This window comes from Candidatus Thiodiazotropha sp. CDECU1 (assembly GCF_963455295.1).
In the GTDB taxonomy this organism is placed as follows: Bacteria; Pseudomonadota; Gammaproteobacteria; order Chromatiales; family Chromatiaceae; genus Thiodiazotropha.
In genome coordinates this window covers 2030673-2047805 of sequence record NZ_OY734020.1, presented here as the reverse complement: position 1 = coordinate 2047805, position 17133 = coordinate 2030673, and the positions used below count along the sequence as shown (strand labels likewise).

15 protein-coding genes are annotated in these 17133 nt (G+C 52.1%); 7 read left to right on the top strand and 8 right to left on the bottom strand.

The genetic code is table 11. The features are described from left to right. Window positions 1-276 precede the first annotated feature (276 nt). The 3 genes from R2K28_RS09265 to R2K28_RS09255 all read right to left on the bottom strand — a co-directional run bounded on the left by R2K28_RS09265 (window position 277) and on the right by R2K28_RS09255 (window position 3855). Entirely contained in the window at window positions 277-879 is a 603-nt protein-coding gene (locus tag R2K28_RS09265; RefSeq protein WP_316369392.1) for a cytochrome b/b6 domain-containing protein, read from the bottom strand. Window positions 880-883: 4 nt separating this feature from the next. Next, window positions 884-2425 carry a tetrathionate reductase family octaheme c-type cytochrome gene (locus tag R2K28_RS09260; protein WP_316369390.1) on the bottom strand — a complete coding sequence of 514 codons (1542 nt, stop codon included), beginning with the start codon at window positions 2423-2425 and terminating at the stop codon, window positions 884-886. A gap of 134 nt (window positions 2426-2559) precedes the next feature. Next, entirely contained in the window at window positions 2560-3855 is a 1296-nt protein-coding gene (locus R2K28_RS09255) for a cytochrome c family protein (RefSeq protein ID WP_316369388.1), read from the bottom strand. 482 nt (window positions 3856-4337) lie between these two features. Between R2K28_RS09255 and R2K28_RS09250 the strand changes: the two genes are divergently transcribed. Next, window positions 4338-5801, top strand: coding sequence for a multiheme c-type cytochrome (locus tag R2K28_RS09250; protein ID WP_316369387.1), 1464 nt, complete (start codon window positions 4338-4340; stop codon window positions 5799-5801). Beyond that, window positions 5794-6432: a cytochrome c3 family protein gene (locus R2K28_RS09245; protein ID WP_316369385.1), complete on the top strand. Its 639-nt coding sequence runs from the start codon at window positions 5794-5796 to the stop codon at window positions 6430-6432. Before R2K28_RS09250 ends, R2K28_RS09245 begins: the two co-directional genes overlap by 8 nt. Window positions 6433-6468: 36 nt before the next feature. Here the strand turns inward: R2K28_RS09245 and R2K28_RS09240 are convergent, their stop codons facing one another. Further along, window positions 6469-6699, bottom strand: a complete 231-nt coding sequence (locus R2K28_RS09240; protein ID WP_116444638.1) for a hypothetical protein — start codon at window positions 6697-6699, stop codon at window positions 6469-6471. A 406-nt stretch (window positions 6700-7105) separates the two neighbouring features. Next, on the bottom strand, window positions 7106-7486 hold the full coding sequence (locus R2K28_RS09235) for a cupin domain-containing protein (protein WP_316369383.1): 381 nt from the start codon (window positions 7484-7486) through the stop codon (window positions 7106-7108). A 27-nt stretch (window positions 7487-7513) separates the two neighbouring features. On the opposite strand from R2K28_RS09235, the gene R2K28_RS09230 reads away from it, so the two are divergent. The 4 genes from R2K28_RS09230 to R2K28_RS09215 all read left to right on the top strand — a co-directional run bounded on the left by R2K28_RS09230 (window position 7514) and on the right by R2K28_RS09215 (window position 13920). After that, entirely contained in the window at window positions 7514-8629 is a 1116-nt protein-coding gene (locus R2K28_RS09230) for an aminotransferase class V-fold PLP-dependent enzyme (protein WP_316369381.1), read from the top strand. Between the two features lie 200 nt (window positions 8630-8829). Next, window positions 8830-9156: a hypothetical protein gene (locus tag R2K28_RS09225; RefSeq protein WP_316369380.1), complete on the top strand. Its 327-nt coding sequence runs from the start codon at window positions 8830-8832 to the stop codon at window positions 9154-9156. Between the two features lie 81 nt (window positions 9157-9237). Further along, window positions 9238-10263 carry a hydrogenase expression/formation protein HypE gene (gene hypE / locus R2K28_RS09220; protein WP_316369379.1) on the top strand — a complete coding sequence of 342 codons (1026 nt, stop codon included), beginning with the start codon at window positions 9238-9240 and terminating at the stop codon, window positions 10261-10263. 279 nt (window positions 10264-10542) lie between these two features. After that, on the top strand, window positions 10543-13920 hold the full coding sequence (locus R2K28_RS09215; RefSeq protein ID WP_316369377.1) for an autotransporter family protein: 3378 nt from the start codon (window positions 10543-10545) through the stop codon (window positions 13918-13920). A 92-nt stretch (window positions 13921-14012) separates the two neighbouring features. Here the strand turns inward: R2K28_RS09215 and R2K28_RS09210 are convergent, their stop codons facing one another. Genes R2K28_RS09210 through rluC form a run of 3 tightly spaced genes read right to left on the bottom strand, consistent with a single transcriptional unit; the run spans window position 14013 to window position 16665 of the window. Then, the gene (locus tag R2K28_RS09210; RefSeq protein ID WP_316369375.1) at window positions 14013-15002 is read right to left on the bottom strand and encodes a S49 family peptidase; all 990 of its coding nucleotides are present in this window, start codon (window positions 15000-15002) and stop codon (window positions 14013-14015) included. A gap of 57 nt (window positions 15003-15059) precedes the next feature. Continuing rightward, a complete protein-coding gene (locus tag R2K28_RS09205) occupies window positions 15060-15710 on the bottom strand; it encodes an HAD-IA family hydrolase (RefSeq protein WP_316369373.1) in 651 nt (216 codons plus the stop codon). After that, window positions 15700-16665, bottom strand: a complete 966-nt coding sequence (gene rluC / locus R2K28_RS09200) for a 23S rRNA pseudouridine(955/2504/2580) synthase RluC (protein ID WP_316369372.1) — start codon at window positions 16663-16665, stop codon at window positions 15700-15702. Before rluC ends, R2K28_RS09205 begins: the two co-directional genes overlap by 11 nt. Here rluC and R2K28_RS09195 point away from each other — a divergent pair. Beyond that, window positions 16653-16871: a hypothetical protein gene (locus R2K28_RS09195; RefSeq protein WP_316369370.1), complete on the top strand. Its 219-nt coding sequence runs from the start codon at window positions 16653-16655 to the stop codon at window positions 16869-16871. The genes rluC and R2K28_RS09195 overlap by 13 nt on opposite strands. Window positions 16872-17133 lie beyond the last annotated feature (262 nt).

Genomic DNA, 17133 nt, shown 5'->3' with positions numbered 1-17133 from the left:
TTTATGGTGTTCAGATAGAGACGATCCACGACTTCATGAATGCACTGGCGGATTTGAAGCCTGGAGAAGAGACTGAGATGAGGGTATTAAGAAGTGGGAAATCTGTATCTCTACGCGTTGTGCCCGCATCAAGAGAATGAACCTGATCAACCCGGTAAAAAAGTATTCCACGGATTGATACCGGTAGTTCATATAGGGTACGGCTTACCGCACCCTATATGAAATAAGCTATTTATTGCTGATTTTCTCTTTCTTATCCATTGCCAGGTTCAGGTATCAGTTTTTGTTGGCTTCATGACCGAATATCATTTCAAACAGATAACCAAATGGCTTCTCACTGGTTGTTAAAGACATGTAGAGATGTACAGGTATAAAGCAGAGCATGGCAAAGGCACCAATGGTGTGTATCACAGCCACGAATCCCAGTGGCACACCTTGAATACCGATCATTGCCCAGTATTGATAGAACAGATAAAGCAAACCGCTGATCCAAATGATGGGCGTTATGACCATGGTCAACATCAGATAAACCATCCTTTGTACAGGATTGTGTTTCTCCGCCCGCCTGCGGTGAAAGGGGTGTGGTGCTCCAAGAAAGATACCGATGGCATAGTACTTGACCGATGCCAGCATAGAGTCGGGATCGCTCGGTACATACTGGCGCCACTCCCCGGTTGTTGTGTGCCAGAATAGCGCAAGCAGCCAGAGACCGATCAATACCCATGCCATGATCGTATGCAGGTCGATTGCCTGTTCAAATCCCAATAAATGATAGCTACCATGGATTTCAAATCCGGTGATCAACATGCCGATAATCAGCAGGGCCTGGGACCAATGCCAGAGTCGTTCGAACAGCGTAAAATAGTAGGTTTCACTCATTGACTTATCCCCGCTTGGATTTCGAGAGGAGCCGGCCCAGTCCGTGGATGGAGACGCCCCCCACAGTACCTAAAACAGCCAGCCAACCGATCAGATCGAGCCAGTAGTAACTGTCCCGTCCGGGGATATAGAACCCGGTGAGTTTACTCAGCCGCCCCTCTTTCGCGTGACAAGCCTCACAACCGAGGGCCTCCTCCTTGGGTGCCACCATATGCGCCAATGGCCAATGGTAGGTGGTTTCGATAAAACCATACTCACCGCTGTAGTCGGCATTGCTGGCCTGCATGGCTGCCTTGATCGCCCGGTTCCAGTCAAAGGATTTCCAATAGGCATCACTGTCCTTGCCGAACAGATGGGTGGTTACCAGGGTATTATTGCCTTTGTCGTAGGGCTGCTTACCCCGCATCACCTTGAACGGCCAGATTCTGGCATCGGGATCTGCATAGCTCCCCTCGAAGGTATTGATGGCCACGACACTGCTGGGATCGATCTTTTCATCCAGCTGTTTATAACGAATATTACCTGAGAACCAGGCGTATTCGGGTATCAGGTTCTCACCCCATTCGAAAGATCCTTTCTTGGTCACATAGTCCACATAACCCTGGGCATCCTTAGTTTTGATATGTTTGCCATCCTTGCTCATACGTCCTGCCGTGGACCAGTCCCACCATGTCTTGGTGGGTCTGCCGCCCCGAGCGTAGGTGGGTATGTGGCAGGTTGCACAGGCAACCTTGTTGGCATGATCGTTAAGCTTGTCATTCACAGTCGCTGCATGGGGCTTCAGACCATGGCAGGACTCGCAGGTTGAACGAATATTGTCGTCCCGCCCCGGCACATCGATGCCATGGGTATCCTTGGCCTGGGTGGTATAGCGACTACCCGACACATCATGCCCATCTTTCTGGTGGCATGTGCTGCAGACAAAATCCAATCCATCCGTACCCATATGGACATCCAGGGATTTGTTAGGATCGGTCATACTCGAATCGAGATCACCATGCTTGATGCCATCACCGCCACCGCCATAGAAGTGGCAGGCACCACAGGTTTTCCGGCTAGTCTTACCGACCTTTTGCGCAACCTGTGACAGGTCTGGGGCCTTCCAGATTTTTTTACTCTTTGGCGGAAAGGGCTTATCCACATAGGGTGGATGCCCGGCCCCGGTCGGGAATTTCTTATAGGTGCCTGTGGTGTCGTGACAGACCAGGCAATCAACATTGGTTTCAGAACTGAAGTCGAAGCTGTTGTCTTTCCACCCATACCCGATATGGCAACTGGTGCAGCGGGCATAGTTGGTCTCTATGCCACCGCAGAAGTTATTCACAATCGTCTGCTTGCCCAGCTTCTCACCAGTTTCCGGGTGGGTGAACTTCCAGTTCCAGTGCTTGGTTTTGTGGATCTGCCTGGCCGCCTCCGTATGACACTCCAGACAGGCCTTTGTCACTTCAGGACCTGAACTGAAGGTCTGTTGAAGTGCCTCGAACTTAGTGTGATCGGCCGTTGAACTGATTATCTCCTCTGATGCTTCCAGGGTAATGCTAATCATCAGGAATGAGACGAACTGCAACAGTAAGAACGGACGTAGTGTACAGCTCTTGAATGAGCACATAACGCCCCCCGAACCAAATTGTAATAATAATGCCTCACACCGGGAGTCACCGGTGTGAGGACTTTGCTTGGTTAAAGACTAACCTCTGCGATAGCGATCGACGCTGGCGCCACCAAATCTTCCGGCAGGTGTTTGAATTTTTCTACTAGCACGGGCCAGAGCAGATTGTAGAACAGCTCTCCTCTTACCAATACGGCATCCTTGGCAGGGATGGTGTAAGAGAGGATACGCTCTTCATAGGGCTTGAGGCGTGAATCGACACCGAGTTGGGTCGCTTTCGGCGGCAACGCCGGATCACCCTTGTCATCGGCCAGCAGATAGGCGAAATAGGCCTTGGAATCGCTCTTCGCGGGATGACCCTCAGCGTTCTGCCAAATCACATTGCCTGATGCATCGTAAGCGGCGAGTTTCAGATAGATGTTTCTGAACGGCGCGCCAGTGGGAAGACTGTGAGGCTGCATGTTCTTCAACTTCACAGTGGCATTCAGGCCATCACCATTTTTCACTGCATCCAGGGTGAACACGACACTGCGCTTCAACATGGCATTATTATGTCCGCCGCCCATACCATGATCCACCATGCCGCCAGCGACAGGCATATGACAGGACTGACAGTTGACGTTACTTCCCGCGTACTCGTTGCCAGTCTGGCAGAGTGGAACCCCGTGAGGATTGTTACGCTTGTCGTGACAGCCCATGCAGGCCGCATTGGTTTTCAACAGTCCCGGGTTTCCAGCCATCGGCAGGGCCTGGATCTTCTTGCCATCCAGCTCCACCTCACCCTCGGTGTGAGGATTGGGTTTTGAGTCATCGTCACTGCCTGCACCACCGAACATGTCGTCGGCTGCAGTCAGTTTTGCCAATCCCTGATTGAAGCCTTGCGGCCCTTGCAGTTCATTCTTACGCTCATAAGCCTTGAGACCCAACAACAGCTTTCCATCCTTACCACTGGTACCCTTGAACTTGGCCAGGGTATGGCAGGCAACGCAGTTGACTCCCTCGGAATAGGCGGGTTTGGCATCGAGCTTGGTTGTCTTGTCAACCGCCGCGTTGGGTGCGTGGCACTGTAAACAGATAGGATATTTGCCGGATGCCTTGTGTTTCACACCCTCTTCCACCGGGCTGCCGACAACCTTCTTGTAGAAGGTGGCATGGATCGGATCCTTCAATGCCGTACTTTGGGCATGCATCGACCCTTTCCACTGCTTGTAGATCTCTTTGTGGCAGTTTTTGCAAACCTCTGATGAGACGTGATGTATTTGCTCCTCTGTACCCGCCAAGGTACCTGAGGAAACCCCTAACAGAATCAATGATGAAAATAGCAGACTTAGGGCAAGAACCGCCCTTGAAGCGAAGGCTGCTTCCATGGTATCCCTCCTTATTTTTTACTGTTTCTTAGTGAGAAAGAACTAACTACTTTTTATTCTTCTCAGCAGAGAATAATACACATATGGAGTGAGATGCCAAATAAAAAACATGATCGAAGTTGATTGAGCGCAGTTGATTAATCGACCTGATTAGTAATTACCCTGTTATTTATTGGTAGTTTAGGCATATGCCCAATCTATATAAGCGAATTGTGTGTTAATATTTTGACAGGCCTCAAAAAACCACTCCTATGTAAGCCATCCACTGCAGCTCTGAATTCATCAGAGTTTCCTTGAATGATATATGTCATGGGAATGACAGGTCTTCATGATACGATTATCATGCAATAACCTTTAGCGAAGGTATGCGGAAAAAAGAACAATATAGCTGGGTCGTCATCTAAAATTCCAAATCGAACAATGCCTCATGCAGTATCTGGCTAGGATGCACGAATTGACACTCCAGCTTAAGGAGACCGTTAATGAATCCATCCTGTATGAGGCAGTTTCTGTTTTGTATTCTCATTTGCACCCACGCTATATCCTTTGCTGCCAAGGTCAGCATCGACCCAAGCGAATGGGGTGATCCGCTTGGCGAGGAGTGTGTCAGTTGTCATGAGAAGAGCTCGTCCGGGTTGGCACAACAGTGGCACAAGAGTGCCCATGCCGAGGCCGGCGTCAACTGCCTGGATTGTCACAAGGCATCCGTTGACGACATCGATGCGATCACCCATGAAGGACAGGTCATCGCCACCATCGTATCCCCCCTGGATTGCTCACGCTGCCATACGGTGGAATATGAGCAACAGAAGGGATCCGTCCATTCCGAGGCGGTAAGCCTGATCGAAAACAGGCTCCCGGCCTTGGCCGGACATGTGGGCGGCGACGCCATTGTGGCTGCCGGTTGTGATCAGTGCCATGGCTCGAAGGTCGAAGTACGCGGCGATGGTTCCCTGGATCCACGTACCTGGCCCAATTCCGGTATCGGCCGGATCAACCCTGACGGATCCAAGGGCTCATGCTCATCCTGTCATGGCAAACATCGCTTTTCCAAGGCCCAGGCCAGGGAACCCAGTGCCTGCGTGAGATGCCATTCAGGACCGGATTCACCGGACAAGGGGATATACGAGGCGTCCAAGCATGGCATGTTGTTTGTGTCACACCGGGATGAGATGGCCCTGGACAGCGATAGCTGGATCGCGGGGAAGGACTATGTGGCCGCACCCACCTGTGTTACCTGTCACATGGGCGCCGCGGGAAAATTGAAGGCCAACCATGATGTTGGTATGCGTAATGCCTGGAGTCTCAACACACCCGTTTCGACAAAACAGTACCTGGTAGTGTTCGAGGATGGCGAGAAGCTGGAACTACCCGCGTCCGAAGCCCCTCCCAAGCGAGGCAGCGAACTCACAAAGGCCGATGGCAGCATGGGTAAGGTCAAGGCCGTCGCAACACCAAAGCGCAGACGCCAAGCCATGCAACTCGTTTGTCTTGAGTGCCATAGCAAGGCATTTACCAAGAGCTTCATGGACCAGTTCGACGCTGTCGTGAATCTGTTCAATGAAAAATTTGGCATACCGGCAACGCAGATCATGCAAGCCCTCTACGCGGAAGGTCTGTTAACCCCCACCCCCTTTGATGAGCCAATCGAGTTCATCTACTGGGAATTGTGGCATGACGAGGGGGCCCGTGCCCGGCATGGTGCCTCCATGGCCAGCGCCAACCACACCTGGTGGGAGGGCATGTATCTGGTCGGAAGGAATTTCTATGCCCATTTCCTCCCCCAAGTGAAGCAGATTGCAGGGAAAGAGAGGGCAGATGAACTGATCCAGAAAACCATCGGATCCTCCGAGCATCACCAGTGGATGAAGCAACCCCAAAAGACCAATCCAATCCTCGGATATGATCGAGGGTCAGTCAGCACTGGGAAAACGGAAAATGAATAGTAAGAGACCGCTCCACTTTATTTCCCGCAACATAATCTATGCACTGGTCATTGGAGGCATCGCCGGGATCGTTTTCATGCTGTTCCTGATCGAATTTGACCATCTGACCAGTTCTGAGGAATTTTGCACCACCTGCCACTCCATGGAGATTGCCGCTGAGGCCTACCGGGAATCGACCCACTATAATCCGGTATCGGGGGTTCGCGCCTCATGCGGTGACTGCCATGTATCCGAGGGGATCTTCGCCGCCACCTGGGATCACATCATGGGCGGTAAGGATCTGTTGGCCCAGATATCGGGAAAGATATTCGGCCCCGACTATGACGACCCGGTGATCAATGCACTGCATCTGCCAGGCGCCGCATTCGAGGCCCGAAAATGGTTCAAGTCCACAGACTCGGCCACCTGTAAACGCTGTCACCTGCTCGAGGCAATACAGGGGATGCGGGCAAACACCAACTCCATCCACACAGAAGAGACTCAAGGCAAGAGCTGTATCGACTGCCACATCAATCTGGTGCACCGAAAGGTGCCGGACGAAAAGACCTTCAAAAAAGAGCGCTGGCAGAAAATGGTGGAAGAGGAGTTTGGTCTGGCACCAGGGAGCGCAGAGCAACTACTGTCTCAATAGATGAGACACTACTGAGCCCTGATGCCTGAACTGCCGTTATTGCATACAGTCCTTGAAACTCTTACCGGGGATCAGACTGAGGATCATTGCAAGCAGCATAACCACGGGGCTGAACAGAACCATACCCAATGCTACTGGCTGGATGATCAATAGTCCGATGTTGGAAGCTAGCCAGTGTGCGACGACCTCTAGCAGAATTCCGCCAATCAGAAGCACACCTGCCAGGGTGACGACTTTGCGCAGATGTTTACAGTTGAGAAATGACATGATACACCTCACTACTCGCGTATTAGTCATTGATAATATAATGTCAAATGAATCTTTCATAATCACTGATAATTCTCAATCGCTACTGAAACTCAGTTGAGGATCAACCTCTCTATCAATAATTAGCGGCTATATTAATAGTTTCTAAAATAATTATATACCTTTTTTGCATATTTTTGTAGCTTTCGTGATCCAGATCCCCAATCACCATGAGCTGGCATTGATATCTTACTTACTGATTAATAAAGATATTTTTATAAATTACCCATGTAATCATTGCTTTTCCCTGATCTAACTACACCAGTCTGGGGTTGTTCCATCATCTATCTGTACTTTATTTGCACAAGTATATATATCTATTTGTTTTTACTAATTTTTTAAACATAAAAGCCAAATCCCGCAGGGATTATGGATTTTCACTCTCCTCGAGCTCCATATAGTCCTGGGGTTCGAAGCGTGGAGTACAGAGCGCAAGAAATATCAGGTCCTCATCACCGCTATTTCTGATGCGTTGAGAGAATCCCGGGGGTATGAGAACCACATCTCCGGCAGTAACAGACTGAGGACCCAATCCCTCAATCTCAACCATCCCTTCACCTGCGATTATGCAGTAGCGCTCGGCACTTTGATGCAAACGATGCAGTTGGGTCGTCACACCGGGTTCAACCCTGGCTTGAGCGATGGATAGCTCACTGTCCCCCGGGTGATTCGATAGCTCGTTGATAAAACACCCTTCTTGGAAAAAGTACTCCTTTGACGCATCATGCCGTAAGATTTTTGCCTGCATATTAGTCTCCTGCTGATGAGGTCACACGTGTCTCAATTTTCACTCGATCCGGCTATTGTCTACCTGAACCACGCCGCTGTTGCGCCCTGGCCTGAACGCACTGTCGCTGAAGTGGTGCGATTTGCGCGAGAAAACGGCTTCCTTGGCTCTTCCCACTATGCGCGCTGGTTAGGTGTCGAGACTGAGCTGCGCAGGCTGATGACCAAGTTGATAAATGCGCCATCTGAGCATGATATCGCACTCTTGAAAAGCACCTCCGAAGGCCTGTCGGCTATCGCCTACGGCCTCGATTGGCTGCCAGGGGACAATATTGTTTCCATTGCCCAGGAGTTTCCCTCCAATCGCATCGTCTGGGAGTCACTCGAGCCTCACGGTGTCGAGCTAAGGTTGTTGGATCTGAACCACAGTCGTGATCCTGAACACGATCTGATAGCACTCTGCGACCATAAAACCCGTCTGCTCTCAGTCAGTTCTGTTCAGTATGCAACAGGAGAACGGCTACAGCTTGAAAGCCTGGGGGATTATTGCAGGACTCATGATGTGATCTTCGTCATCGATGCCATTCAGAGTCTGGGGGCAATTCCGTTCGATCTGACGCAATGTCATGCCGATATAGTCGTGGCGGACGGTCACAAATGGATGCTGGGGGCAGAGGGTGTGGCCCTCTTCTATTGCCAGGCAGCACTCCGACAGCAGCTCAAACTGCATCAGTTTGGCTGGCACATGGTGGAATCCATGGGGGATTTTGATCGCACCGATTGGCAACCCGCCCAGAGTGCGAGACGCTTTGAATGCGGCAGTCCCAATATGCTTGGTATCCACGCGCTGCATGCGAGCCTCTCGCTTATCCACGAGATCGGGTTGACTGAAATCGCAACCAAGATCACCAGGAATGCCGACCTTGTGATCGACCAGGTTGACGCAGCCGGTTTTGAATTACTCACCCCGAGAGACCCTGACAAGCGGGCAGGAATCGTCACATTCCAGGTGCCGGAGAGAGATAATCAGGTCCTCTATCAAGGCCTTATGCAGCAGCAGGTCATGTGCGCATACCGGGGTGGTGGGATTCGTTTTTCACCCCACTTTTACAACACTGAATCAGAGATAGAGACCGCATTCAAGCGCTTGTCGGCACTACTCTAATCCTAGAATATTAAAGATCGATAATTTAATGATTTAAATCAAGCAAAAAAATTATCCCTGGCATATAGTAATTATGAGGTTCAAGGCGCAGCCCCGCATCTGACCCTGAACCCATATAATAAAATAATGGGGTGTTGAGGCTGGGTGGTGACTCGCCACCTGAGAAATATTAGAAAGTGATACGAAGGAGACATTCTGCCATGAAAAAAACCTTAAAAATTGCTGCTGTAGCTGCTATCACCGGATCCGCTCTGTTGACAACCCTACCCGCTCAGGCTTTCTGGGGTCCTTTTGATTGGTTCGATGATGATGATTATTATGGTGGTCCCTGGGGGCCCTACGGCGGTGGTCCATGGGGCTATCCCGGCTATGGTTACGGCTATCCCGGCTATGGCTATGGCTATCCCGCCTATGGTTACGGCTATCCCGGCTATGGATACGGCGGCTATCCCGGCTACGGTTATGGCTATCCCTATGCCGCCCCGGCAGCCCCTGCTGCACCGGCGGCACCAGCAGAAAGCCAATAATTACAAACCACCCAATAAAAACTTGCCCCGCCCCTATGGCGGGGTTTTTTATGCCTGGATAATGGCTTAAGCTGGCGGCCCATGAAAACAACCACGACTGTTCAGGACACACATATATCACTCGCCCATGGTAACGGTGGGCGCTACATGCGGGAACTGATCGAATCCCTGTTTGCCCGCTATTTGCAAAACCCCAATCTGGATATCCAGGCGGATGCCGCCCTGCTGCCCGGTTTGACCGATGGTGATCTGCTCTTCACCACCGACGGTTTCACTGTCCAACCCCTGGAGTTTCCCGGAGGCGACATTGGATCCCTGGCCGTGCATGGCACGACCAACGACCTGGCAGTGAGTGGTGCGGTGCCTAAGTATCTGAGTCTCAACGCCTTTATCGAGGAGGGATTCGAGGTTGCCCAGTTACAACGCATCATTCAGAGCATCGCCGACGCCGCAAGCGCTGTGGATGTCCAAGTGGTTGCAGGGGATACCAAAGTGGTGCGACGTGGTGAAGGCAGTGGGATCTATCTGGCAACAGCAGGTATCGGAATGCGTGATCACCACCTGAAGTTGGGGATGAACATGATCAAGCCGGGGGACAGAATATTGGTAAGCGGTCCTGTTGGTGACCACGGGATTGCGGTAATGCTCGCCCGGGAACAGTTCGGATTAAGGGGGGATGTACAATCCGACGCCGGTTCAGTTCTACCCTTCACTCAGTCCCTGCTCGATATGTCGGGACTACGCTTCATGCGCGATCCCACCCGCGGCGGTGTCGCGACGGTGGCCCATGAAATCTGCCGCGCCACCGGCATGCAGGTCAGACTCGATCAAACCGCCATTCCGGTACGTGACCCAGTGACTTCAGTGTGCGAAATGCTGGGCTATGATCCTCTCTTTCTGGCCTGTGAAGGGCGCGTCGTAGCCGTGGTCGCACCCGAACAGGCAGACCAGGTCCTGGCGCGTTGGCGAGATCTGCCAGGGGGTGAACTGGCGGCACTGATCGGTGAGACGCAACAAGAAGATCCCTACGTCATCTTAGAGACTGAGCTGGGCGGGGCCCGCATCCTGGAAGAGCTGGAGGATGATCCACTGCCTCGAATTTGTTAGTGAAACACAAGCTCCCGTTGACCTCTGTCAATAACAGAGGAAAAAATTTCCTAAATAATGTAAGTGATAAAGATCCGTTTAGATTGAGGGGCAATGCTGTATCGATCACTCAACAGATAGAACGTGACAAAATAACATCGGGGGAACGGGATCATGCGTGCAAATTCGCGGTCATTGCGAACAGGGTGCAGTACCTGGGTATGGCGGCACAGAAGCAGATCTTGGAGAAGTAAACCTGCCACATTTTGCACGCTTTGTCTGACAAGCCTGTTCAGCTTATTGCTGTTTTACAGCTTTCCAAGCAGCCTTGAAGCCAATGACATCCAGCTATCCGGTCTCTCCCAATCACCACCCAATTCAGTCTCTGTTGGGATACCCATCACCTATAGTCTGACGACAAGCAATGTCGATGATGGCATCAATCCGGCCAGTGCTATCGGCATCAGCATCAGAATGAGGGTGGACGGTACGGTTATCAGGGCCGATTCCGGTGAGATCGACGCCGTTGGCTGCTCACTAGACACTAGCTTCCCTGAATACTTTGCTTGTAATGATCTCCAGGAGGGAGGGACTCAGACGCCCTCGTTCACCTGGAATAATCCGAGCCCCGGCAACCATACCGTGACCTTTGAGGCGGCGTGCCAGTTGGTTCCGGCTCAGACACCACCTGTCTTTTGCACCTCTCTCGGCACCTCTATCTCCACAACAACCATGGTCGGCGCCTATCCCAGCGCAGTTCTGAATCCCGCAGGGCCAACCGTGAATGTGGATGAAACGACCCAATTCCCGATCAGCTTCAACGGACTCTCATCAACGGATTCAGACGGTAACATCGACAGTTGCGAATTTCGCTTGGATTCCGGTGCTTTCTTAGTCTCGTCTACCTGCACCATACAATACACAACACTAACTCCCGGTGACCATACGTTGGACTTACAGGTTACAGACAACCATGGGCTAACCGATATAGACAGCCTCACCATACACGTACTCTCCTATCCTGAGGTAGACGCCGGTCCTGATCAGAGCCTGATCGATTCCGATAACAGCGGTTCGGAAAATGTGGCACTCGACGGTTCCGGCTCCAGTGATGTGGGCGGGAGCATCATCAGCTATGAATGGTTTGAATTCGATATCCAGGGCAGCACAATTGCCACGGGAGTAACGCCTACCATTGCCCTGGCTGTAGGTACACATAATCTCACCCTTCGTGTCACCGATGACGATGGCATGGTAACCGAGGATCAGGTTGTGATTACTATCCTGCCCGCGCCCAATGCGCCTAACGCAAATGCGGGACCCGATCAGCAATTGACCGATGCCGATAACAACGGCTTGGAGGATGTCCTGCTGGATGGCACAGGCTCAATGGATTCGGATGGTACTATCGTGAGCTATGTATGGCTTGAGCAGGGCAGTCAGATTGCCACCGGCGCGACCCCAACGGTGGCCTTAGCTGTTGGGGAGCACACCATTACCCTGCGTGTGACAGACAACAGTAGTCTCTTCAGCGAGGATCAGGTGTTGATTTCCGTGGCGGCGACATCAAACGCACCGATTGCCAACGCGGGCCAGGACCAGACTTTGACCGACACAGATGGCGACGGCAGTGAACAGGTCAACCTCGACGCTACCGGCTCATCGGATCCTGACGGCAATATTCTCTCATATCAATGGTTCGAGAATGGGACTGAGATCGCCAGCGGTGCGACAGTGACAATCACCCTTCCAGAGGGAAACCATACATTAACCCTGCGTGTCACCGACAATGACGATTTAGTCGCTGAAGACCAAGTGATCATCTCCATTATCTCCAACACGCTTGCGCCTATCGCAAATGCTGGTCCCGATCAGACCCTAGTGGATACGGATGACGATGGTTCGGCATCCGTGGCGCTTGATGGTGCAGGCTCGACAGATCCGGATGGCTCAATCGTCAGCTACCAATGGTTAGAGGGAAGCAACGAAATAGGGACAGGTGCCACACCCACTGTAGTGCTCAGTGTTGGGGTGCATACCCTCACCCTGAGGGTCACCGACGATGTTGGCTTGACCCATCAAGATCAGGTGACGATCACCATACGTGGTGAAGAGAAACAACTGCAAATCATCTCAGGCAGCAATCTGACCGGCAGTTCCGGTGAGACGGTAGGACCCTTTACCGTACAGTTGGTCGATCTCAGTGGCTCACCGGTTGTCGACAGAACCATTGTCTGGAGCATCACACCTGCGAACGCTGCCACCCTGAGTGACAGCGAATCCACCACCGATCAAGATGGTCAGGCATCTACCAACATGACCATCCAGCAAACAAGTGTAATTAAACTCATTGCAACCCTGACCAATGTCACGACTGTTGAGTTCACTGTCAACAGCATCGCCGAGATACCGGGATTAACGGATAACCAGCAAGCTATTGGCTCGACCATGGATAACCTATGTCCATCCCTCGCTGAAAAACAAGCTACCGGTAATCTGACTCCGGCCGAGCAGGATTTGTTGATGACCTGCGACACTCTTGTCACTGATACCGGTGCAGCCAGCACCCTATCCCGCTTGGCTCCAGAGGAGGTTGCGGCTCAGGGCACTGCTTCCATAGAAGCCGCCAGCACTCAACACACCAATATTCGCACACGGCTCGTGGCGTTGCGTAGAGGTGATATCGGCCTGAATCTTCAAGGACTGACTGTAAACATCAAGGATATAGCTCTAAATTCGAGACTGTTCGATGGCCTGTACCCTCAAGATAAAAAGGCCCTAGGCGGCGCGGCTGGTGATTCTGATGAGCTGCAGGGACGTTGGGGTGCCTTCATCAATGGTAATGTCAATTTCGGTGAGAAAGATGAAACTCAACGGGAGACGGGATTTGACTTTGATACCAGTGGCATCACCCTGGGGCTTGATTACAGGTTCAGCGATAAATTCGTCGCAGGTGGTGCCTTGGGTTTTTCCAGATATGATTCCGAATACAATGATGCAGCAGGCAATCTTGAAATGGATGCCTGGAGCCTGTCTGCCTATGGCACCTATTATCAGGATAACAACATCTATATTGATGCACTGATCCAACTAGGGTCGAACAGCTATGACACGCGACGCCGTATCAGTACAGCTGGCGAACCTGATCAATTCGGTCAGGGGGATACAGACGGTATGGAATATGCGTTCAATCTCAGTGCTGGCTATGAGTATCGCCGGGATGCCTTGATCCTTACACCATACGGCCGACTTTCCTATACCAGCGCCGAGATAGACGCCTATACGGAACAGGCGTCCAATCCCGCTGCAGCCGGCTTTGGATCGGTGCTACGCATCGAGGATCAGGAACTCAAATCGATGGTGTTGGTTGTAGGTGGAAACGTCTCATACACCATTAGCACAGCAAACGCGGTTCTCATGCCGCAACTCCGTTTCGAATGGGAACACGAATTCGAGGATGATTCACGCTTCATCAACGCCAGATTCGTGAACGATCCGACCAGTTCCCTAATCAGTATCGAAACCGACGAGGCAGATAGCGACTACTTTAATCTGGGTATCGGATTATCAGCTGTTTTTGCCCGGGGCAGGTCCGGCTATCTCTTTTATGAAACCCGACTTGATCAGGATGATGTTACCCTGCATATGATTAATGCCGGTCTCAGGATAGAGTTTTAATGAAGATTCCCGCCGTGTGCGGGAATCCTTCACAGGTTGTTACAAAGCTTCAAAAAATGCTGTGAGTCCACACCCTTGGCACTGATTGAAGATCAACGCAGGTTGGGTCCAAGATCCAGTCCACTGAAGGTCGCCAAGACCTCCGCTGCCCCTGCACCGATATTCCGGGCAAAGCGCTCCCATACATCCTCTTTCGGTGTGAAATCGACTATCTCCTCTGCACCTATGACCTCCCGGGCCACATAACTGCTGCTGCCGAATTCGTCCACCAGGCCCATCTCCTTGGCTTTCTCCCCGTTCCAGAATAGACCGCTGAAGAGCTCCGGGTTGTCCGCAACCTTGAGGCGCTCTCCCCTGCCCTCCTTTACGCTGTCGATAAACTGCTCATGGAGTTGATCCAGCATCTGCTGGATATGCTCTTTATGGGTCTCATCCAAGGGTGAGAAGGGATCGAGAATGCCCTTGTTCTCCCCCGCGGTCAGCAGGCGTCGCTCTATCCCCAACTCCTGCATGCCATCGACGAAACCGAATCCGTTGATCAATACCCCGATCGAACCCACGAGACTGCCCTCATCCGCATAGATCTTATCCGCCGCGGCGGCGATATAGTAGCCACCGGAGGCACAGATATCCGCAACCACTGCATACACTGGGATCTTGGGATATTTCTCTCTCAAGCGACTGATCTCACGATTGATATAGCGGGACTGTACCGGACTGCCTCCCGGGGTATTCATCCTCAGGATGACCCCTTTGGTCTTTTTGTCCTCAAAGGCATTGCGCAGGCCGGTGACGATATTGTCCGCACTCGCCTTGGTCTCCGAGGAGATCAGTCCCTTCACTTCCACCAGGGCGGTGTACTCCTCTGCGGTGGTTTGCGCCACCTGCAGCTTATCCCCCCAGAGAAACACCCCCAGGATCAGAAACAGATAGCCGAAGGTGAGGAGTTTGAAGAAGATCCCCCAGCGACGACCGCGACGATTTTCCGTAACGGTCGCCATTACCATCCGGTTCAGTAAATCCCTTTCCCAACGACTGGGTTCGGACTGATTTCTATGCGCTCCATTATTGCTTTCCGACATGAAAAATACCCTTTAACAAATTATAAAAGTTAGAACTTTTTAAATAGAACAATGAGATTAGCCCCTGTTCAGCCAGGCAGGAATCTCCGTAACACGATCCACGCAGGCAAGGGGGTTGTGTTTGAGCAAGCGTCCCAGGCTGTGGGTGCCATAGGTCACACCCAACGAGGGCACGCCGGCGTTCACAGCCATCTCCAGATCATACTCGGTATCCCCTATCATCAGTGCCTGTCGCGGTTCCACCCCCGTCTGTTCAAGTATCTGATGCAACATTTCCGGATGCGGTTTGGAAAAGGTCTCGTCTGCACATCGGGTCAGGTGAAAAAACTCGCCCAAGCCGGTGGACTCCAAGGCATAGTCCAACCCTTTGCGGCCTTTACCGGTGGCAACGGCAAGCAGGTAACCCTGCTGTAACAGTTCATCGAGCACCTCGCGGGTTCCCTCGAAAAGCTCTGATGGGGTTTCTTTGCGCTTGAAAAAATGGGCCCGATAGCGGGCCGCCACTTCCAGATGGAGTCCCTCTCTGCCGCTGGGAAAGAGGGTATTGACGGCTTCCTGCAGTCCAAGCCCGATGATATCTCGAATCGCATCCTGGCCGGGCAAGGGCAGATTCAGGTCTCGCACCGCAGCTTCGACACACTCAATTATGTGGGCCTCTGAATCCATCAAAGTTCCATCCCAATCAAAGATTAACAATTCAAACTTCATCTTTTATCTTAAGCTCATCCAATAGTGCTGTGAGGTCTTGTGGCAGGGGTGCACTGAGCATCAAATCACGGCTCTCCCCAGGCCAGCGGAAACTGACTTGATGGGCATGCAGAAAGAGCCGCTTCAGACCCATCTCCCGGAAACGCCTGTTGGCGGCATCCTCACCATATTTGCTGTCACCCAGTACCGGCGAACCCAACCAGGCGCTATGCACACGGATCTGGTGGGTACGGCCGGTAATCAGCTCCACCTCAACCAATGTGGCTTCCTTGAAACGTTGCAGGCGTTTGTAGCGGGTTTCTGCCGGTTTACCCTCGGCATCCACCCTGACTACCCTCTCTCCGCCCTGCAAGGTGTTTTTTTTCAAGGGCATATCCACCACCCGCGCCCCTTTGCGCCAACTCCCGGCAAGCAGCGCCAGATACCGCTTATCGACCCGGTTTTCACGTATGAGTTCATGCAGCATGCGTAAGCTGCTGCGACGCTTACTGATCATAAGACATCCGGAAGTCTCGCGATCCAATCGATGCACCAACTCCAAATGTCGCTCATCGGGACGTATCACCCGCAGCGCCTCTATGATGCCGCTACTCACCCCGCTACCGCCATGCACCGCCATGCCGGAGGGCTTGTTCAGCACCATCAGGCGCTCATCTTCATACACCACGGCCTGCTCCAGGATGGTGCGCAGCTGCTCTGAGGGACGGGGAGGTGCCTCCGATCTATCTGTACGGACCGGCGGTATCCTGACCAGATCCCCAGCCTGAATCTTATAGGGGGCCTTGACCCTGCCTTTGTTGACCCTTACCTCACCTTTTCTCAGGATACGGTAGATATAGCTCTTCGGTACTCCCTTCAAATGACGCATCAGAAAGTTGTCGATTCGCTGACCAGCATATTCCGAGTCCACCTCGACAAACCGGACCGATGGAGAATTCTTTTTTGATTCTGACATTTAGCGTCGATTATTTATGCGTATCGATTGATGTTCGGGTTGAAGGTTGCTATATTCACCAACAGTTTTCAGGTACCGGCATGTGGATAGCCATTCATGCCGGTATCCGCGCGGTATGTAACCGCCTGCTGCCGAATAAATTGCTTTACGGCGCAAGCGGTTATCCAGCCAAGCGCACAGGTGCCCTTTGGATATCTGGCTCTTAATCTGAACCCTCCGCGCCATAGCAGCTGTCGAGTGTGAGTCCTATGATGGGACCAGACTCCGGGAATGAAGCCGGGCCAGATTATCTTGGCCATGTTGCTCTCCCATGCTTTGAGCGCCATTTTTTCAGTTCGATCAGCAGCCGATCCCAAGCGGCGAACTTTAACAGTTTTTCAGCCATTTGAGCTAGTTTTCTAGCCTGGGATCGAACCCGGTTCCCTGGGTTCGCGTAGTGATGCTCTATTGTCGTCGAGCAGGAAAGGC